Origin of the sequence: Pseudomonas sp. Sample_21, assembly GCF_004307525.1 — a bacterium.
Lineage (GTDB): Bacteria > Pseudomonadota > Gammaproteobacteria > Pseudomonadales > Pseudomonadaceae > Aquipseudomonas > Aquipseudomonas atacamensis.
Genome location: NZ_RCNZ01000059.1, coordinates 27,184 through 42,444 on the forward strand (window position 1 = coordinate 27,184; position 15,261 = coordinate 42,444).

The window sequence follows — 15,261 nt, forward strand, 5'->3', positions numbered from 1 at the left end:
GGAGGGGCGCCCCATGCCAAGCGCTCCTGCAATGCACATTGCTCGTGCTGGCCCAGGGGAAACCAATAATGAAAAACCCTTACGCTCTCGGCTTCTGGTGCGCTCTGGTCGCACTGGTGCTGCTCTCGGCCACGTATTTCTACGGGATCATGCTGGCCCACCAGATCGATACGGCGATGATCTTCCTCGACAGCGCCGTTGCGCTGATCGCGGTGATGGCGATCGTCGTCGTCGCGTGGACCTCGATTCAGCTGCAACGGGTCAAGAAGCGCCAGCTCGAACGGGGCAGGATGCTCGTGCTGATCTGGGACACCAAAGTCGCCCTGCGCCGGGTCGAAACGGTGTTCGACCGCTACTTCTGGGGCAGCTACTGGCAGCCCGGGCGAACCTTCGCCGAAGTCATGGGCGAGCTCACCGGCACGCCGCTGGAAAAAAGCCTCGAAGCCCTGAAGAAGCAATGCCTGGAACTCGACAAGCAGATCGCCGATGACGGCTGGCACTGGCTGAACAACGCCCGCGAGCTGTCCGACGTCGCCACGGCCATGGCCCGCGAACGCTATCAGCTGGATTTCTGCGATGTGCGGGCGGATACCACCGGCGGAGCGGTGATCGATCGCGACTTTGAAGTGCTGGTGTATACCTGGACCGCTCGGCTGAAGAGCTTTGATCATCAGCTGGATGAAATCGAGGTTCAGTATTCCTGAAAATCCCAGGATGGGGTTTTTCTACCCTGCTGGCATAATGGCCGCAGACTTTTTTGATGGCTGCAAAACTGATGCAAGGGAATGTAAAGGTTCATCTCGACTACTTGAGCGCTGCGTTGGCCGACGCCTGTAATTTGATGCCTGAGCTTGATCAGGCCTCGCGCGCGCTCACGCTGGACGAAATCATACGCGGCGAGCTGTCCGACCATTGCTGCAAGAAGCTGTACGGGCAGAGACCCAAATCCAGCTCAACTGAGCGCGCGGTCAAGGTCGACGCCGATGAGGGCTGGCCACTACGAGTCATCGTCTGCCCTTTTCTCTTCGGCCTGCGACCGGAGCATGGCCATCCAAGCAGACTGCTGCCTGAATGCATCGCACCACTGTTCTTTTTCGGCCTGTTGCAACGCAACGGCAAGCTCAGCATTGATCCGGAAAACCTGCGACCCGTTGCGCCACGCAACTTCCTTGAGCCAAGTGCCTATCAGGTTACGGTCGGTACCGTGGAAGACGTCGACCGGGTGTATGCCCGGCTACCTCGTCCGACGGACTGGAACAGTCTTGTCTACAACGCCAGAACCTTTTGTCGTGAGGTCTGCGGGCAGGAGTGGGAAAATCTTCAGGTCGATCAGTACGAAAGGCTCAATTACCCGCTGATTCTGCTTGCAACCAGCGCCAATGGTGCAACGCAGCACATCCAGACCTTGCTCGATCATTTGCGTCACGACAGTGATGCCGCGCTGGATCTGCTCGAAACTCTCCTCAACCCTGTCACAGACAAGCCGTTGCTCACGGCCGAGCAGCAGTTGGCAGGTTCGATTGAACATCTGGGGCAAATGGAATGCCGCTATGGGCTGTCGCCATCGCAGCGTGAATCGCTGGTGCACTTTTTTTCCCTGCCGGACGCGGTGACAGCCGTCGATGGCCCTCCGGGTACCGGTAAAACCACGCTGTTGTTGAGCGTCATCGCTTCGCTGTGGATCAAACAGGCGAGGGCGCAAGAGGAGCCGCCGCTGATCGTCGCAACCTCGACGAACAATCAAGCTGTCGTCAACATCCTGGAAGCCTTCGCCAAGGTCAAGGAGCGAGATGGACCATTGACCGGTCGGTGGATCAAAGGGCTTGAGAGTTACGGTCTGTACCTGCCTGCCAAAAGCCGAGAAAACGACATGCACGGCTTCACCGTTCATGCCTTGAAAGGTATGGGCAAGAACTCGGTGCATGACTTTCAGTTGGTGGAAAAGGCCGAAGGTTTTGCGCTGGCCCTTGACCATTTTCTACAGTGCGCCCAAAACGCATTGGGACGCTTACGCGAGCCGTCGCTTGAAGGCGCAACCACCGAGCTTCATGCTCGACTCGAAGCTTGCTGCAGTCGTATCGAACGCGTCACTGAAGATCTGATCGCGCTCAATACGCTGTTCGGCGCAGTGAGTGTCTCGCAGGAAATGGCGGCACACGCACGCTCAGCGCTTGAGGGTTCGATCAACGGCGGCGTGAAAGACCTGCAGAGGGCTGCCGACGCGCTGGTGCAGGTTCAAAAGTTGAAGCTGGCCTGGAAGCTTCACGTAGAGCAGGAAAACATTTTCGTCACGTTCATGGCCTGGTGCGGGCGGAAGTCGCTGCGAAGCCGCCGCGACGATGTCTTCTTTGCTCGGGTCGCCATCGACCACAGCGAAACATTGGGAGCGCAGATCCATCATGTCGGCAGCCGCGAAGCCTTCGATGCGCTATTGGCCAAGCAAGCCGAAGCGCTCTCGAAAAACCACGAGCGGCTACAAACGCAGTTGACGACGACACGCCAGTCGCTCTCGACGCTCAACGAAACAATCGCTCGGCTGGAGAGCTTCGGCGACGCCAATGGGCAGCTTGAAACCGCAGTCATCCAGGACGCACTCGACAAAGGGCTGCGATTTGAAGCGTTCAAATGGGCGACCCATTACTGGGAAGCGCGTTATCTGCTGGAGGTCGAGCAAACGCTTGCGCGTTTTTCCAAAGTAGAGGACACCCTGTCGCCGGAGCGACTCGAGCGCCAATACCGCCGTCTGGCCAAGTTGTTTCCTTGCTCCGTGGTCACCCTTTATTCATTGCCAAACCGGTTCAGTGGCTGGAAAAGCCAGTACCTTCCCTTGCTCGATTGCATCGATCTGTTGATCGTCGACGAAGCCGGCCAGGTCGCCTCCCAGATCGGCGTTCCCGCCTTTGCGCTGGCCAAGCGGGCGATGGTTGTCGGTGACGTCGATCAAATTGCCCCGGTACATGGTTTGCCGTCCTCGATCGATCTGGCCAATGCTCGGCACTTCGGCCTGCTGGGCGATGGCTGGGAGGCGTTTTGCGAATCGGGCAGATCAGCTTCAAAAGGCAATCTGATGCGGGTCGCCCAACAGGCTACGCCTTACACCAAGCATGCCAGGCGTGGTCGTGGCATGTTCCTCAGTGAGCATCGTCGCTGTTGGCGCGAAATCATCGAGATCTGCAATGAGCTGGTTTACAAACAATTGTTGCAGCCTTGCCGCGAAGAAGGCCCTCGCCGCTTCAGTCCCAGTCTGGGCTACGTCCACCTGACGGGGCTGGACCAACGTGTCGGTAAAAGCCGACGCAATCAGGTCGAGGCACAGGTGATTGCTCATTGGTTGCAGGAACATCGAGCAGGCATCGAGGCTTCTTTCGCCGAAGACAAAAAAGCTTTCAAGGATCTGGTGGCGGTCGTCACGCCGTTCGCGGCGCAGACCTCGGCAATTCGTCAGGCGCTGGATCACAGTCTCGGTGCCGGACATGGCATAACGGTAGGCACCGTTCACAGTCTGCAGGGCGCTGAGCGCCGGCTGATTATATTTTCACCGACCTATGGTCTGGATACCGAACCCGGGTCGCCTTTTTTCGACAAGGATGCAGGTTCTCTTTTGAACGTTGCTATCTCTCGGGCACAAGACGCGTTTCTGGTGTTTGGCAACATGAACCTCTTCAACCCGGTCGGAACAACCCCGTCGGCGATTCTCGGCCGGCATTTGTTCAAGGACGAGCGCAATGAACTCAAGGGAATCCCCCTGCAATGGCTGGTGCCGGCCTATAACCCGTATTTCACCGAGCAAATCAGCGATCTGGAAAGTCACAGGCAAACCCTGCGATCAGCCTTCGAAAGCGCCCGAGAGCGTCTGATCATCGTGTCTCCCTATCTTACGAAGGATGCAATCAGGCAGGATCAGGTACCGACGCTGATTCGCGAGGCATGCACCCGTGGCGTCAGCGTCGTGGTCATCAGCAGTCGTGAATTGTGCAGTGCCGAGCCGACAAAAGCGCAAGCTTTCGAAGAGTGTGTCCGGTTGCTTGAAGAGGCCGGAGCGAAGTTCAGAAACACGCAGGTGCGCAGTGTGCACAGCAAGATGCTTCTGGTGGATGACGCATGGCTCGCCGTGGGATCGTTCAACTGGCTTTCCTCGGTGCGTCAGTCATCCAGCGTTTACAGCTATTACGAATCGAGCATCCGCTATGACGGCCAGTCTGCGTCGGCAATGATTCAGGACAGCATGAAGGACCTGCGGCACCTTTTAGGGGCAAAACCGTCTCAGGTTTCGGTATGACCGGCACAGCCGTATGGCCGGATTAAAAAGCCAACCACTCCGAGTGGCGGATGCTAACCTTCCCGTCACTTTTGCACAGTCGAGCCGTGACCCGATCCCGGGTTCAAGGAAGACGACTTCATCCACAGCCACGGAAACCGATCAGGTCATTCATGAATAAATCAGCAGGCGTGCTTCTCGGAATTGTTGTTGCCATTGGCGCGATCAGCGCAGGCGGGGCCTGGTACACCGGGACCAAGATCGAAGGCGTGCTGAACAACGCCGTGACCAACGCCAACAAAGAGTTGCAGACCGCCATGGCCGGCTCCAACGGCACCGCGTCGCTGGAACTGGTGTCGCTGGAACGCCACACCTTCACCAGCACCGCGCACTATCGTCTCAAGGGCGAGGGCGAGATGTTCGGCGATGCGCCGGTCGAGCTGCTGTTCGTCGACCACATCGAACACGGCCCGCTGCCGTTCTCGCGTCTGGTTTCGCTGAAGTGGCTGCCGGTCATGGCCACCAGCAACTACGAGCTGGAAAAGAGCCCGTCCACGGAAAAATGGTTCGCCGCCACCAACGGCGCCGCGCCGCTCAAGGGCGTCACCAACATCGGTTACGACGAATCGACCACCAGCACCCTCAACCTGGTGCCGTTCGAAACTGCGCTGGATGAGCAATCGAGCCTGAAATTTTCCGGTCTGAGCATGGACATCGCCGCCAGCGCCCAGGCGCAGAAAGTCAAGGCCGACGGTTACATGGACAATCTGAAACTGGTCACCGTGTCGGAAGACCAGGCGCCGGTGCAGGTCGAGCTCAACGGTCTGACCCTGGCCAGCAACCTCGCCAAGAGCAGCTACGGCTACTACACCGGGGAAAACACCCTGGAAGTGACCAGCAGCAAAACCACCTTCGGCGCCAAGCCGATGGTGCTGGGCGTGAAGAACTTCGAAATGAAGAACCGCACCGAAGAAAGCGGCAGCAACGCCTCGGGGCGTGCCGACTACAAAATCGGCGAAGTGACGCTCAACGACAAGAAAGTCGGTTCGGCGGCCATGGCCATGAGCCTGAAGAACCTCGACATTCCGTCGACAATGTCGCTGATGCAGATCTACCAGACCAAATTGCAGCCGTACGAAAAAGCTGCCGCCGAGGCCGCTGCGCAGGGGTTGCCGGCACCGGAGCTGAATCTGACCGAAGCGGAAAACGCCCAGGTCAAAGCCGATCTGCAGAAGTTGCTGGCGGCCGGTCCGCAACTGGCGCTGGAGAATCTGTCGTTCAACACCGCCAACGGTGAAAGCCGCGCCAATCTGGTGATCGACCTGACCAAGCCGCAATCGATGGACCTGCCGCCGGATCAACTCGGCAAGCAACTGATCGCGCTGCTCGACCTGAACATTCAGGTGTCCAAGCCGATGCTGGTCGATCTGCTCAGCGTGCAGGCGCAACTCGATGGCCAGACTGACGCCAAAGCCATCGTCGATCAGTCCAAGGAAGCGGCGGACATGTTCGCCGGCATGGCGGTCGGCTCGCAATTGGCTGTCGCCGACGGCACCAACGTGGTGACCAAACTGCATTACGCGGCCAATCAGGTCGAATTCAACGGCCAGAAGATGACCGTCGAGCAGTTCATCGGCTTCCTGATGAGCAAGTTTGCCGGCGTCACCCAAGAGCAATAAGCCCACCGCGCGCCCCTGCAGACGCCCGGCCCCTGTGTAAACAGGCGCCGGGCGTTTTGCTGTACGGGTTTTGTACAGATGGGCCGATTCTGAACAATTATTGCGTTGTGAAAATTCGACTACGCTTGCGTGCAGACTGCCTCACCAAGCTTGGCCGAGGGCTGTCATCGTCGGCCACCGTTACGAATGGGCAAGGAGGGCATTGCGACCCGGCTGGCCATGTAAGGATGCTGACAAATGCCGCGTATTGATGGCCCTGTATTACATCGTGGTTTGCGCCCTTTGTTCCGATTCGCCCTGTGCAGCCAGTTGCTCTGGCCAGTGCTGGCGTTGGCCGACACACCCTACGACGAGATGGTGCGCGATGCCCGCGCCGGGCACTACACGCCTGCGCTGACGGTTTTGCGTCAGGTGCCGCCGGGCCAGGCCAGCGACGGCCAGGTCAGCGATCACCTGCAAATCGCCAGTTGGGCCGGGCTCGATGCCGAAGTGGTCAAGGTCTATGAAACACAAGGTCGCGACCGCGTTCTGCCGGTGCAGGCACTGACCGCCGCCGCGCGGGCCTATCGCAACCTCAAGCGCTGGGATCAGGCCACCCAGGTCTACAACAAGGCGCTGGCGCTGGAGCCGGACAACGCTGACCTGCAACTGGGCCTCGCGCTGACTCAGGCCGATGCCGGCAAGCCCGATCAGGCCGTCACCCGCGCCCAGGCACTGGTCGCCGCCAAACCCGACGATCCGTCACGCCGCCTGGCCTTGGGCTACGCCCTCGGCCGCGCCGGCAAACAATACGATGCGCTGTTTGAATTCGATCAAGCCTTCATCCGCGCCGGCAACAAACCGGAAGTCGCCCGCGAGTACGTGGTCGCGCTGCAAAAGGCCCGTCTGCCTGAACCGGCGCTGCGTCTGGCCAGTCAACGTCCCGGCCTGATTGATCCGGTGACCTTGCGCCGGCTCGAAGGTGATCTCGCCGCCGAACGCGTGCGCCTTGCCGAACTGGCCACCCGCAGCGAAAAGGAACGCTACGTCATTGCCGACCGCGCGCTGGCCGATTACGACAAATTGCTCGCGACCTGGACCCCTGACGCCACTGCCCACGATGACGTGACGCGCTGGCGCATCGACCGCATGGGCGCGCTCAAGGCCCGCGCGCGCACTGCCGACGTCATCAGCGAGTACCAGAAACTGCAAGCCGAAGGCGTGGAGATTCCGACCTATGCACTGCGCTGGGTCGCGGCGTCTTATCTGGATCAACGCGAGCCTGAGATTGCCACCGATCTGTATCGGCAGGTGCTTTCGGCGCCGGACGCCGATGTCGGTGATCGTCTTGAGGACACCACTGCGCTGTACTACTCGCTGCTGGAAAGCGACCGCGCCGACGAAGCACGCAAGGTCGCCGAGGACGCAGCGAAAGCCCAGCGTCCGCGTGTCGAGCTCAAGGGCTTGCCGATCGGCAACCCCAACGACGAATGGATGGATGCCCAGCAACTCGCCGCCCAAGCCGGTACCTACGGTTCCGATCTTCCGCACGGCGAAGAGCGCTTGCAGACGCTGGTCGATCAGGCACCGGGCAACCTTGGCTTGCGTCTGGCCCAGGCCGATCTCTACCTCGCCCGCCAGATGCCGCGCCGCGCGGAAAGCCAGCTCAAGGAAACCGAGAGCATGGCCCCGCGCGATGCCGGCCTGGAAGTCGCTCAGGCGCGCACCGCGATGGAGTTGCAGGAGTGGCGGCAGAACGATGCGCTGGTCGACGACGTGGTTGCGCGCTATCCGGACAACCGCCAGGTGCAGCGCCTGGCTCGCGAACGGGAAGTGCATGACATGGCCGAACTGCGTGTCGAAGCCTACGGCGGCAAGGCCAACGGTGGCGGCAGCGGCGATGCCGGTGCGGTCAGCGGCAGCCGTGATTTCGGTATCCAGAGCACGTTGTACAGCCCACCGATCAATGAAGACTGGCGCGTGTTTGCCGGCGCCGGTTATGCCACCGGTGATTTCGCCGAAGGCACTGGCCACCATCGTTTCCAGCGTGTCGGCCTGGAACGGCGCACCCGTGATATGACCCTCGAAGCCGAGGTGTCGAATCATGATTACGGCTTCGGTGACAAACAGGGCGCACGCCTGGCGATTGCCCGCGACATCAACGATCACTGGCAATACGGCGGCAGCCTCGAATACCTCTCGGCGGAAACGCCGCTGCGCGCGCTCAACAGCGACATCAAGGCCAACGGCGGCAGTGCGTTCCTGCGCTGGCGCGCCAACGAAAGCCGCGAGTGGCGCGTGTCGGTCAGCCCGTCGCACTTCAGCGATGGCAACAACCGCGTCGAAGCCTTGGTGACCGGGCGCGAGGGCATCTACACCGCGCCGAACATTCAGGTCGACGCCGGCCTGGAAGTCGGCACCAGCCACAACTCGAAATCCGACGACGTGCCGTACTTCAACCCCAAGTCGGACTTCAGCGTGATGCCGCTGGTCAACGTCAATCACGTGCTCTACCACCGCTACGAGACTTCCTGGAGCCAGCAATTCCAGGCCGGCGCGGGCACCTATAGCCAGCGCGACCACGGCACCGGCGGCATGGCATTGCTCGGTTATGGCCAACGGTACGCCTGGAACGACGTGTTCGATGTGGGCGGCATGTTCAGTGTGATCAACCGGCCTTACGACGGTGATCGGGAAACTGATCTGCGTCTGCTCGTCGACCTCACTTTCCGCTTCTAGAAGAGTTTGAAGATGCCTTTTATCTCGCGTTTCATCCTTCTGCTGGGAGCGCTGCTGATCAGCGCCTGCGCCCAGCAAGCCCCGGCCTTCGCGCCGCCCTCCGAGCGCCCGGTCGCGGCCAGTGAACAACCGTGGCCAAAAAACCATGTGCTCGGCATTGCCTATCACGACGTCGAAGACCGTGATCCCGATCAGGCCGTGGTGGCGGTGCGCACCGAGCGCATGATCGAGCAACTCGCCTGGCTGCGCGAGAACGGCTACAAACCAGTGACCGTCGACCAGATCATGGCCGCGCGCAAGGGTGGCCCGGAGCTGCCGGCGAGAGCGGTACTGCTCAGTTTCGACGACGGTTATGCCAGCTTCTATACCCGCGTGCTGCCGGTGCTGCGCGCCTACAACTGGCCAGCCTTGCTGGCGCCGGTGGGCACCTGGATCGACACGCCGCTCAATCAACCGGTGGATTTCGCCGGCACGCCGCGTAACCGTGACAACTTCCTGACCTGGCAGCAGATCCGCGAAATTTCCAAGTCCGGTCTGGTAGAGATCGCCGCTCACACCGATGCCAACCACAAAGGCATCCTTGGCAACCCGCAGGGCAACCTGCAACCGGCCGCCGCGACCCGGCGTTATGACCCGGTGACCAAGCGCTATGAATCCGAAGCCGATTTCCAGGCACGCATTCGTACCGACGTGAAGAACATTTCCGAGAAGATCCGCAAGGCCACCGGTTACAAACCACGGGTCTGGGTCTGGCCGTACGGCACCGCCGACGGTACCTCGCTGACCGTGGTCGGTGAGGAGGGCTATGAAATGGCCCTGACCCTGGACGACGGCCTCGACACCCTCGATAACCTGATGAGCGGGCCGCGCTTTCTCGTCGCGTCCGATCCTGACGGCGAGCATTTCGCCAACAGCATCGTTTCGGTGCAGGCCGAAGCGCCGATGCGCGTGGTGCATGTCGATCTCGACAACGTCTACGACCCGGACCCGGCCCAGCAGGACATCAACCTCGGCAAACTGGTGCAGCGCATGGCTGACCTGGGCGCCAGCACGGTGTTTCTGCAAGCCTTCGCCGATCCCAAGGGCGATGGTCTGGTGCATTCGCTGTACTTCCCCAACCGCCACCTGCCGATGCGCGCCGACCTGTTCGACCGCGTCGCTTGGCAACTGCGCACCCGTGCCCACGTGAAGGTCTTTGCGTGGATGCCGGTGCTGAGTTTCGAGCTGGATTCGAAGCTGCCGCGTGTAACCCGCTGGGACCCGAAAACCGCCATCACCTCGGTCGACCCGAAGCAGTACAAACGCCTGTCACCGTTCAATCCCGAAGTGCGCAAGATCATCGGTGAAATCTATGAAGACGTGGCGCGGCTGACCTCGGTCGACGGCATTCTCTACCACGACGATGCGGTGCTTTCGGATTTCGAAGACGCCAGCCCGGATGCTTTGAAGGCCTACGCCGCTCAAGGTCTGCCGGGTTCGATTGCCGCGCTGCGCGACGATCCGGCGGCGATGCAACGCTGGACGCGTTTCAAGAGCCGCTACCTGATCGACTTCACCAACGAACTGACCGCCAAGGTCCGTGCGATTCGCGGCCCGCAAGTGCTGACCGCACGCAACATCTTCGCCGAGCCGATGCTCAATCCTGAAAGCGAAGCGTGGTTCGCGCAGAACCTCGATGACTTCCTCGCCACCTACGACTGGACGGCGCCGATGGCCATGCCATTGATGGAAAAACAGACGCTGGCCGAGTCCGGCCCGTGGCTGGAAGAACTGGTTGCCACGGTGAAGAAACGTCCCGGCGCGCTCAACCGCACCGTGTTCGAATTGCAGGCGCGTGACTGGAACCAGAAGGATCAGGCCGATATCGACGCCGTGCATCTGGCGGACTGGATGGGCCGGCTCAAGCGCCAGGGCGCAACCAGTTTCGGTTACTACCCGGACAACTTCCTCGACAACCTGCCAGACCTGAAAACCGTAAGGCCTGCACTCTCCAACAAATGGAATCCATAACATGCTGGATAGACTGTTAGCCCTGCTTGTTCTGGCGATTGTCCTTGGCGTTCCGCTGGGGCTGATCTTCCTCGTGACCGGCCAGTTCCTGATGTCGTTCGTGTTCTTCTACCCATTGTTCATGTCCGGGTTGTGGATCGCCGGCGGCCTGTATTTCTGGCTGCACTGGGAGCGCCACTGGCCATGGCAGGACGACACGCTGCCGCCGCCGCTGGAAGGCGAGCCGCTGATTTCGATCCTGATTCCTTGCTACAACGAAGGCGATAACGCTGCCGATACCATTTACGCGGCGCTGGCCCAGCACTACCCGAACATCGAAGTCATCGCGATCAACGACGGCTCCAAGGACAACACCGCCGAAGTGCTCGATGCGCTGGCCAAGGAAGATCCGCGACTGCGGGTTCTGCATCTGGCGGAAAACCAGGGCAAGGCTGTGGCTCTGCGCATGGGCGCGATCGCTGCGCGCAGCGAGTATCTGGTGTGCATCGATGGCGACGCCTTGCTGGCGCCGAACACGGCGGCGTACCTGGTCGCGCCGATGCTGGATAACGCACGTCTTGGCGCAGTGACCGGCAACCCGCGGATCCGCACGCGTTCGACCTTGATCGGGCGGGTGCAGGTCGGCGAGTTCTCCTCGATCATCGGGCTGATCAAACGTACGCAACGGGTGTTCGGGCGCATCTTCACCGTCTCCGGCGTGATCGTCGCGTTCCGTCGTACTGCGCTGAACCGGGTCGGCTACTGGAGCCCGGACATGATCACCGAAGACATCGACATCAGCTGGAAGCTGCAACTAGATCACTGGAGCATCTTCTACGAACCGCGTGCGCTGTGCTGGATTCTCATGCCGGAAACCCTCGGCGGCCTGTGGAAGCAGCGTCTGCGCTGGGCCCAGGGCGGCGCCGAAGTGCTGTTCAAGAACATTCGCGGCATCTGGCAGTACCGCCATCGCTACCTGTGGCCGCTGCTGTTCGAATACTGCCTGTCCACCGGTTGGGCGTTCACTTTCCTGCTGTCGGTGATTTTCTGGGGCATGGGCAAGTTCATGGTCATGCCCGACGCGATCGCCGTCGATCACCTGATGCCGCCGGCCTTCACCGGTCTGTTGCTGGCGTTTGTCTGCCTGGTGCAGTTCGCTGTCAGCATCATCATCGATCGGCGCTATGAACCGGGTCTGGGCAAGACCATGTTCTGGGTGGTCTGGTATCCGCTGGTGTTCTGGCTCGTCAGTCTGCTGACCACCCTGGTCAGCTTCCCCAAGGTGTTGTTCAGCCAACACAAAAAACGCGCGCGCTGGGTCAGTCCTGATCGGGGTATCAAACCGCTGGGCGACGACCAGGAGGAAGTCATCAAATGAAAATTATCCGGACTCGCCAACGGCCCTTTCTGGTGGTGATCGACGTGATCCTCACCGTCCTGGCCTGGGTTGGCCTGCTGTTCCTGCTGGTACGCGGGTTATGGCCATTGATCGAAACCAGCGGCGGCCCGCGCATCGATCATTCGGCGTTCGATGCCTTGGGGACTCTGCAGGTTTATATGTGGGTGGCGCTGGTCAACGCGGTGATCCTGATCGGCTGGGCGCGTTACCAGCAACGCAAAAGCCGCAGCTTCGCCCAGCGCCGTTTGCCGTCACCGGTGATTGGCGATGAAGGTCTGAGCAAGAGTTTCAAGCTGTGCGACGAGCGTTTCCAGAAACTGCGCACGCCGGGGGTGATGACCATTCACAACGATCAGGACGGCGACATCAGCCATGTAGAAACGCATTTGTGGCCGCTTCAGCAGCAAGCACTGCCGGCGCCGCTGGCACCTTTGGAGCATCCACGGGTGATCTTTCTGCATGCCGAAGAAGACGACAGTCGCGAGCCGGTGAAACGCCTGACCTGACCTCGTATGGCGCCGGTGTCAGACCTGGATCAGCGTCCAGGCCTCTTTCATCCGCAAAGGTTGCTTCATTCGCTCGGCCAGCAGCGCCATTGCGCGTTGCTTGTCGCAGGCCACCGCCGCAACGACGATGCCGTCTTTTGCAAACAGGCCAATGAACGGCGGCTGTTCCGGCTCACCGCTGAACTCGACCTCGTCCCATTCCTGCGCGTGACCGAGATAGTCGTAGTTCTTGCCAAAGTGGTAGGTCCAGAAAAACGGCACATCCAGATAATGTTCCTCGCCACCGAGCATGTTGGCCGCAGCGATGCGCGCGTGTTGCTGGGCCAGGCGCCAATGCTCAATGCGGGTTGGCTGGCCGTTCAACGGAAACGTGGCGATATCGCCGATGGCCCACAGGCCATCGCTGACGCGCATGCCGTCATCAACACGCAACGATTGGTCTTCTTCCTTGGGCAATGATTCGAAAGGTTCAGTGGCCGGGTGAACGCCGACGCCGGCGAGAACCAGATCCGCTGCCAAGCGCAGACCGTTGTCGAGCAGCACGCCCTCGACCTTGTCCTCGCCAAGGATCTGCGTAGCCTCGTGTTCGCTGATGAACTTCACCCCGTGCTCTTCGTGCAGGGCGCGAATCGCCTTGCCCACGGCCTCGCCGAATTGCTTGGCAAACGGGATTGCATGGCGTGCCAGCACGGTGACGTCGAGGCCGAACTCGCGCAGGGCTGAGGCGCATTCGAGAGCAATAAAACTGTCGCCGATGATCACCGCGCGCTGGCCCGGTTGAGCGGCGTTGATGATCTGTTCAGCCTGGGCTTTCGAACGCAGGACGAAGACGTTGGCCACCTCGGCACCAGGCAGCTTCAACGGATTGGGCGCGCCACCGGTGGCGAGTACAGCGGCGTCGTAGCGCAGGATGCCGCCGTTGTTCAGATGGAGTGCTTTGCCTGGGGCGTCGAGTGAAGTCACTTCGCTTTGTACGCGTTCAATGCGTTGCGCTTGATAGAACGCCTCATCGCGCAGCGGCGGCACTTCTTTCGACGACATCTCCCGCGCGAGGACAAATTTGCTCAACACCGTGCGGTCGTATCCGGCACCCGGTTCGCCATCGACCAGCACGATGCGCCCGCCAAAACCCTTCTCCCGCAATGCCGCCGCGCAAGCCGTGCCCGCCGCCCCGGCGCCGACCACCACAAATGTTCTTGGGTCGTCAGCGGGCGGGGTGTGCGGATCGGGCAGGGGCTGGTCATCGACCCAGACTTCATCGCCGCGCAACTCCAGCGGATAGCGTTTGAGACTGTCCAGTGATGGCGGCTCGCACAGGCCGCCGTCCTCGGCACGGTACGCGGCTTTGTGCCAGGGGCAGATCAACCTGCCGTGACACAACCCCCCCTCGGCCAACGGTGCGCCGGCGTGTGGACACAGGCCCTGAAACGCCCGCAACTCGCCGTTGGCACGCAGCAGGACGATCTTGCAGTCGCCGATTTCGACTTGCAGGCCACGGTCTTGCGGGACATCGGCGAAACGGGCGACACGGTGCAGGGACATTTTCGGCTTCCTCGCAGGCATTTCTCTTGTGAGTTGGCGGCGCCGCGCGAGGTTCAGCCATTTGCTACTGCCAAGGCACGAACGGTACAGCTATAGTTTGCGGGCCGACGACGGCCTCACTGCACAAGGTGCTCCCGGAATGACCCGATTGACCTCTCTCAACCCATGGCTGGCGGCCATCGCCGTGACCCTTTGCATGCAGTTCCCGGCACAGGCCCAGGAGCGCTTCACCCTGAGCATCCCCGGCGTGTCGGATAACCGTCTGTTCACCTCGGCAGCGGCAAGTGACGCACCCGGTTGCGGCGGCAAGAACCAGTCGCCGGCGCTGAGCTGGAACGCCGGCCCGGCCGGAACCCAGAGCTACGCCATTGTCATGCACGACCCGGATGGCCAGAAAGGCCTGGGCGTGGATCACTGGATTCACTACGGCATCAAACCCACCACCCACCAGATCGCGGCCGGCGTCGGTGCCAAATCCGCCCTCGAAGGCGTCGGCGGCACCAACAGCAAAGGCAACACCCATTACATGGGGCCATGCCCGCCAGTGGGCGACAGCGCCCATCACTACATCATCCAGATCTACGCCCTCGACCTCGCCCCGGACGCCCTGCCGGCTGGCCTGACCCGCGCCGAGCTGATGGAAAAAATCAAAGGCCATGTGCTGCGCAACAGCAGCGCGGTGCGGCGTTATCACCGCTGAGGTTCGGCCGCTCACGGGCGGCTGACTGCCCTGATTCCCCAGCCATTTGGCATTGCCCCGCGAAAACGCGCACTATCGAGCCATTGCCAATACGCTGGAGGACACCGTGGCAGCAAAAATCGACCGCATCGCCCAGCTACTCAACTGCCCGGAAAAGGGCGAACAAATGCGGCGTGCAGTAACCGAGACACGTAAGGAATTTCTGCTGAATCAACCGGAAGAGGACCTCGTTGAAGAAGACGAGGTATTTGACGAGGCTGAGGAGGAGGGGGATGACGACGATGAATATGACGAGTTTGACTGGACGACGGAGTGACGGCGTTCCAGCGATCTTGTCATCGCCCACAAAAAAGCCCCGGACCATCACAGTCCGGGGCTTTCTCGTTTGATTCATGGTGCACCAGGCGGGATTCGAACCCACGACCCCTGCCTTCGGAGGGCAGTACTCTATCCAGCTGAGCTACTGGTGC

Annotated in this window: 10 protein-coding genes and 1 tRNA gene; 9 read left to right on the top strand and 2 right to left on the bottom strand. The window is 60.9% G+C overall.

Features of this window, described 5'->3' with window-relative positions:
- Positions 1–68: 68 nt before the first annotated feature.
- From D8U71_RS08245 to pgaD, 7 genes are all read left to right on the top strand, one after another.
- Positions 69–704: an NADH:ubiquinone oxidoreductase subunit N gene (locus tag D8U71_RS08245; RefSeq protein WP_071174014.1), complete on the top strand. Its 636-nt coding sequence runs from the start codon at positions 69–71 to the stop codon at positions 702–704.
- Positions 705–760: 56 nt separating this feature from the next.
- Positions 761–4,279: an AAA domain-containing protein gene (locus D8U71_RS08250; RefSeq protein WP_130887564.1), complete on the top strand. Its 3,519-nt coding sequence runs from the start codon at positions 761–763 to the stop codon at positions 4,277–4,279.
- Between the two features lie 152 nt (positions 4,280–4,431).
- Positions 4,432–5,937: a YdgA family protein gene (locus tag D8U71_RS08255; RefSeq protein ID WP_016772258.1), complete on the top strand. Its 1,506-nt coding sequence runs from the start codon at positions 4,432–4,434 to the stop codon at positions 5,935–5,937.
- A 237-nt stretch (positions 5,938–6,174) separates the two neighbouring features.
- Positions 6,175–8,655: a poly-beta-1,6 N-acetyl-D-glucosamine export porin PgaA gene (pgaA, locus tag D8U71_RS08260; protein WP_123444122.1), complete on the top strand. Its 2,481-nt coding sequence runs from the start codon at positions 6,175–6,177 to the stop codon at positions 8,653–8,655.
- Between the two features lie 12 nt (positions 8,656–8,667).
- Complete coding sequence (gene pgaB, locus D8U71_RS08265) at positions 8,668–10,665, top strand: poly-beta-1,6-N-acetyl-D-glucosamine N-deacetylase PgaB (RefSeq protein ID WP_110644743.1); 1,998 nt, start codon at positions 8,668–8,670, stop codon at positions 10,663–10,665.
- Position 10,666: 1 nt separating this feature from the next.
- Positions 10,667–12,022, top strand: a complete 1,356-nt coding sequence (gene pgaC / locus D8U71_RS08270; RefSeq protein WP_056786973.1) for a poly-beta-1,6-N-acetyl-D-glucosamine synthase — start codon at positions 10,667–10,669, stop codon at positions 12,020–12,022.
- On the top strand, positions 12,019–12,549 hold the full coding sequence (gene pgaD / locus D8U71_RS08275) for a poly-beta-1,6-N-acetyl-D-glucosamine biosynthesis protein PgaD (RefSeq protein ID WP_016772255.1): 531 nt from the start codon (positions 12,019–12,021) through the stop codon (positions 12,547–12,549). The genes pgaC and pgaD overlap by 4 nt, the downstream gene beginning before the upstream one ends.
- 18 nt (positions 12,550–12,567) lie before the next feature.
- On the opposite strand, the gene D8U71_RS08280 is transcribed toward pgaD, so the two are convergent.
- The gene (locus tag D8U71_RS08280) at positions 12,568–14,091 is read right to left on the bottom strand and encodes an FAD-dependent oxidoreductase (RefSeq protein ID WP_130887565.1); all 1,524 of its coding nucleotides are present in this window, start codon (positions 14,089–14,091) and stop codon (positions 12,568–12,570) included.
- A gap of 139 nt (positions 14,092–14,230) precedes the next feature.
- Here D8U71_RS08280 and D8U71_RS08285 point away from each other — a divergent pair, with 139 nt between their 5' ends.
- A complete protein-coding gene (locus tag D8U71_RS08285; RefSeq protein ID WP_130887566.1) occupies positions 14,231–14,791 on the top strand; it encodes a YbhB/YbcL family Raf kinase inhibitor-like protein in 561 nt (186 codons plus the stop codon).
- A gap of 46 nt (positions 14,792–14,837) precedes the next feature.
- Positions 14,838–15,107: a hypothetical protein gene (locus tag D8U71_RS28350; RefSeq protein ID WP_177434151.1), complete on the top strand. Its 270-nt coding sequence runs from the start codon at positions 14,838–14,840 to the stop codon at positions 15,105–15,107.
- A 77-nt stretch (positions 15,108–15,184) separates the two neighbouring features.
- On the opposite strand, the gene D8U71_RS08290 is transcribed toward D8U71_RS28350, so the two are convergent.
- Positions 15,185–15,261, bottom strand: a tRNA-Arg gene (locus tag D8U71_RS08290).

Bases quoted from the DNA above. Each gene is read 5' to 3' on its own strand.
- D8U71_RS08250 (WP_130887564.1), top strand. From the start codon at position 761: ATGGCTGCAAAACTGATGCAAGGGAATGTAAAGGTTCATCTCGACTAC.
- pgaA (WP_123444122.1), top strand. From the start codon at position 6,175: ATGCCGCGTATTGATGGCCCTGTATTACATCGTGGTTTGCGCCCTTTG.
- D8U71_RS08280 (WP_130887565.1), bottom strand. From the start codon at position 14,091: ATGTCCCTGCACCGTGTCGCCCGTTTCGCCGATGTCCCGCAAGACCGT.
- D8U71_RS08285 (WP_130887566.1), top strand. From the start codon at position 14,231: ATGACCCGATTGACCTCTCTCAACCCATGGCTGGCGGCCATCGCCGTG.
- pgaC (WP_056786973.1), top strand. From the start codon at position 10,667: ATGCTGGATAGACTGTTAGCCCTGCTTGTTCTGGCGATTGTCCTTGGC.
- pgaD (WP_016772255.1), top strand. From the start codon at position 12,019: ATGAAAATTATCCGGACTCGCCAACGGCCCTTTCTGGTGGTGATCGAC.
- D8U71_RS08245 (WP_071174014.1), top strand. From the start codon at position 69: ATGAAAAACCCTTACGCTCTCGGCTTCTGGTGCGCTCTGGTCGCACTG.
- pgaB (WP_110644743.1), top strand. From the start codon at position 8,668: ATGCCTTTTATCTCGCGTTTCATCCTTCTGCTGGGAGCGCTGCTGATC.
- D8U71_RS08255 (WP_016772258.1), top strand. From the start codon at position 4,432: ATGAATAAATCAGCAGGCGTGCTTCTCGGAATTGTTGTTGCCATTGGC.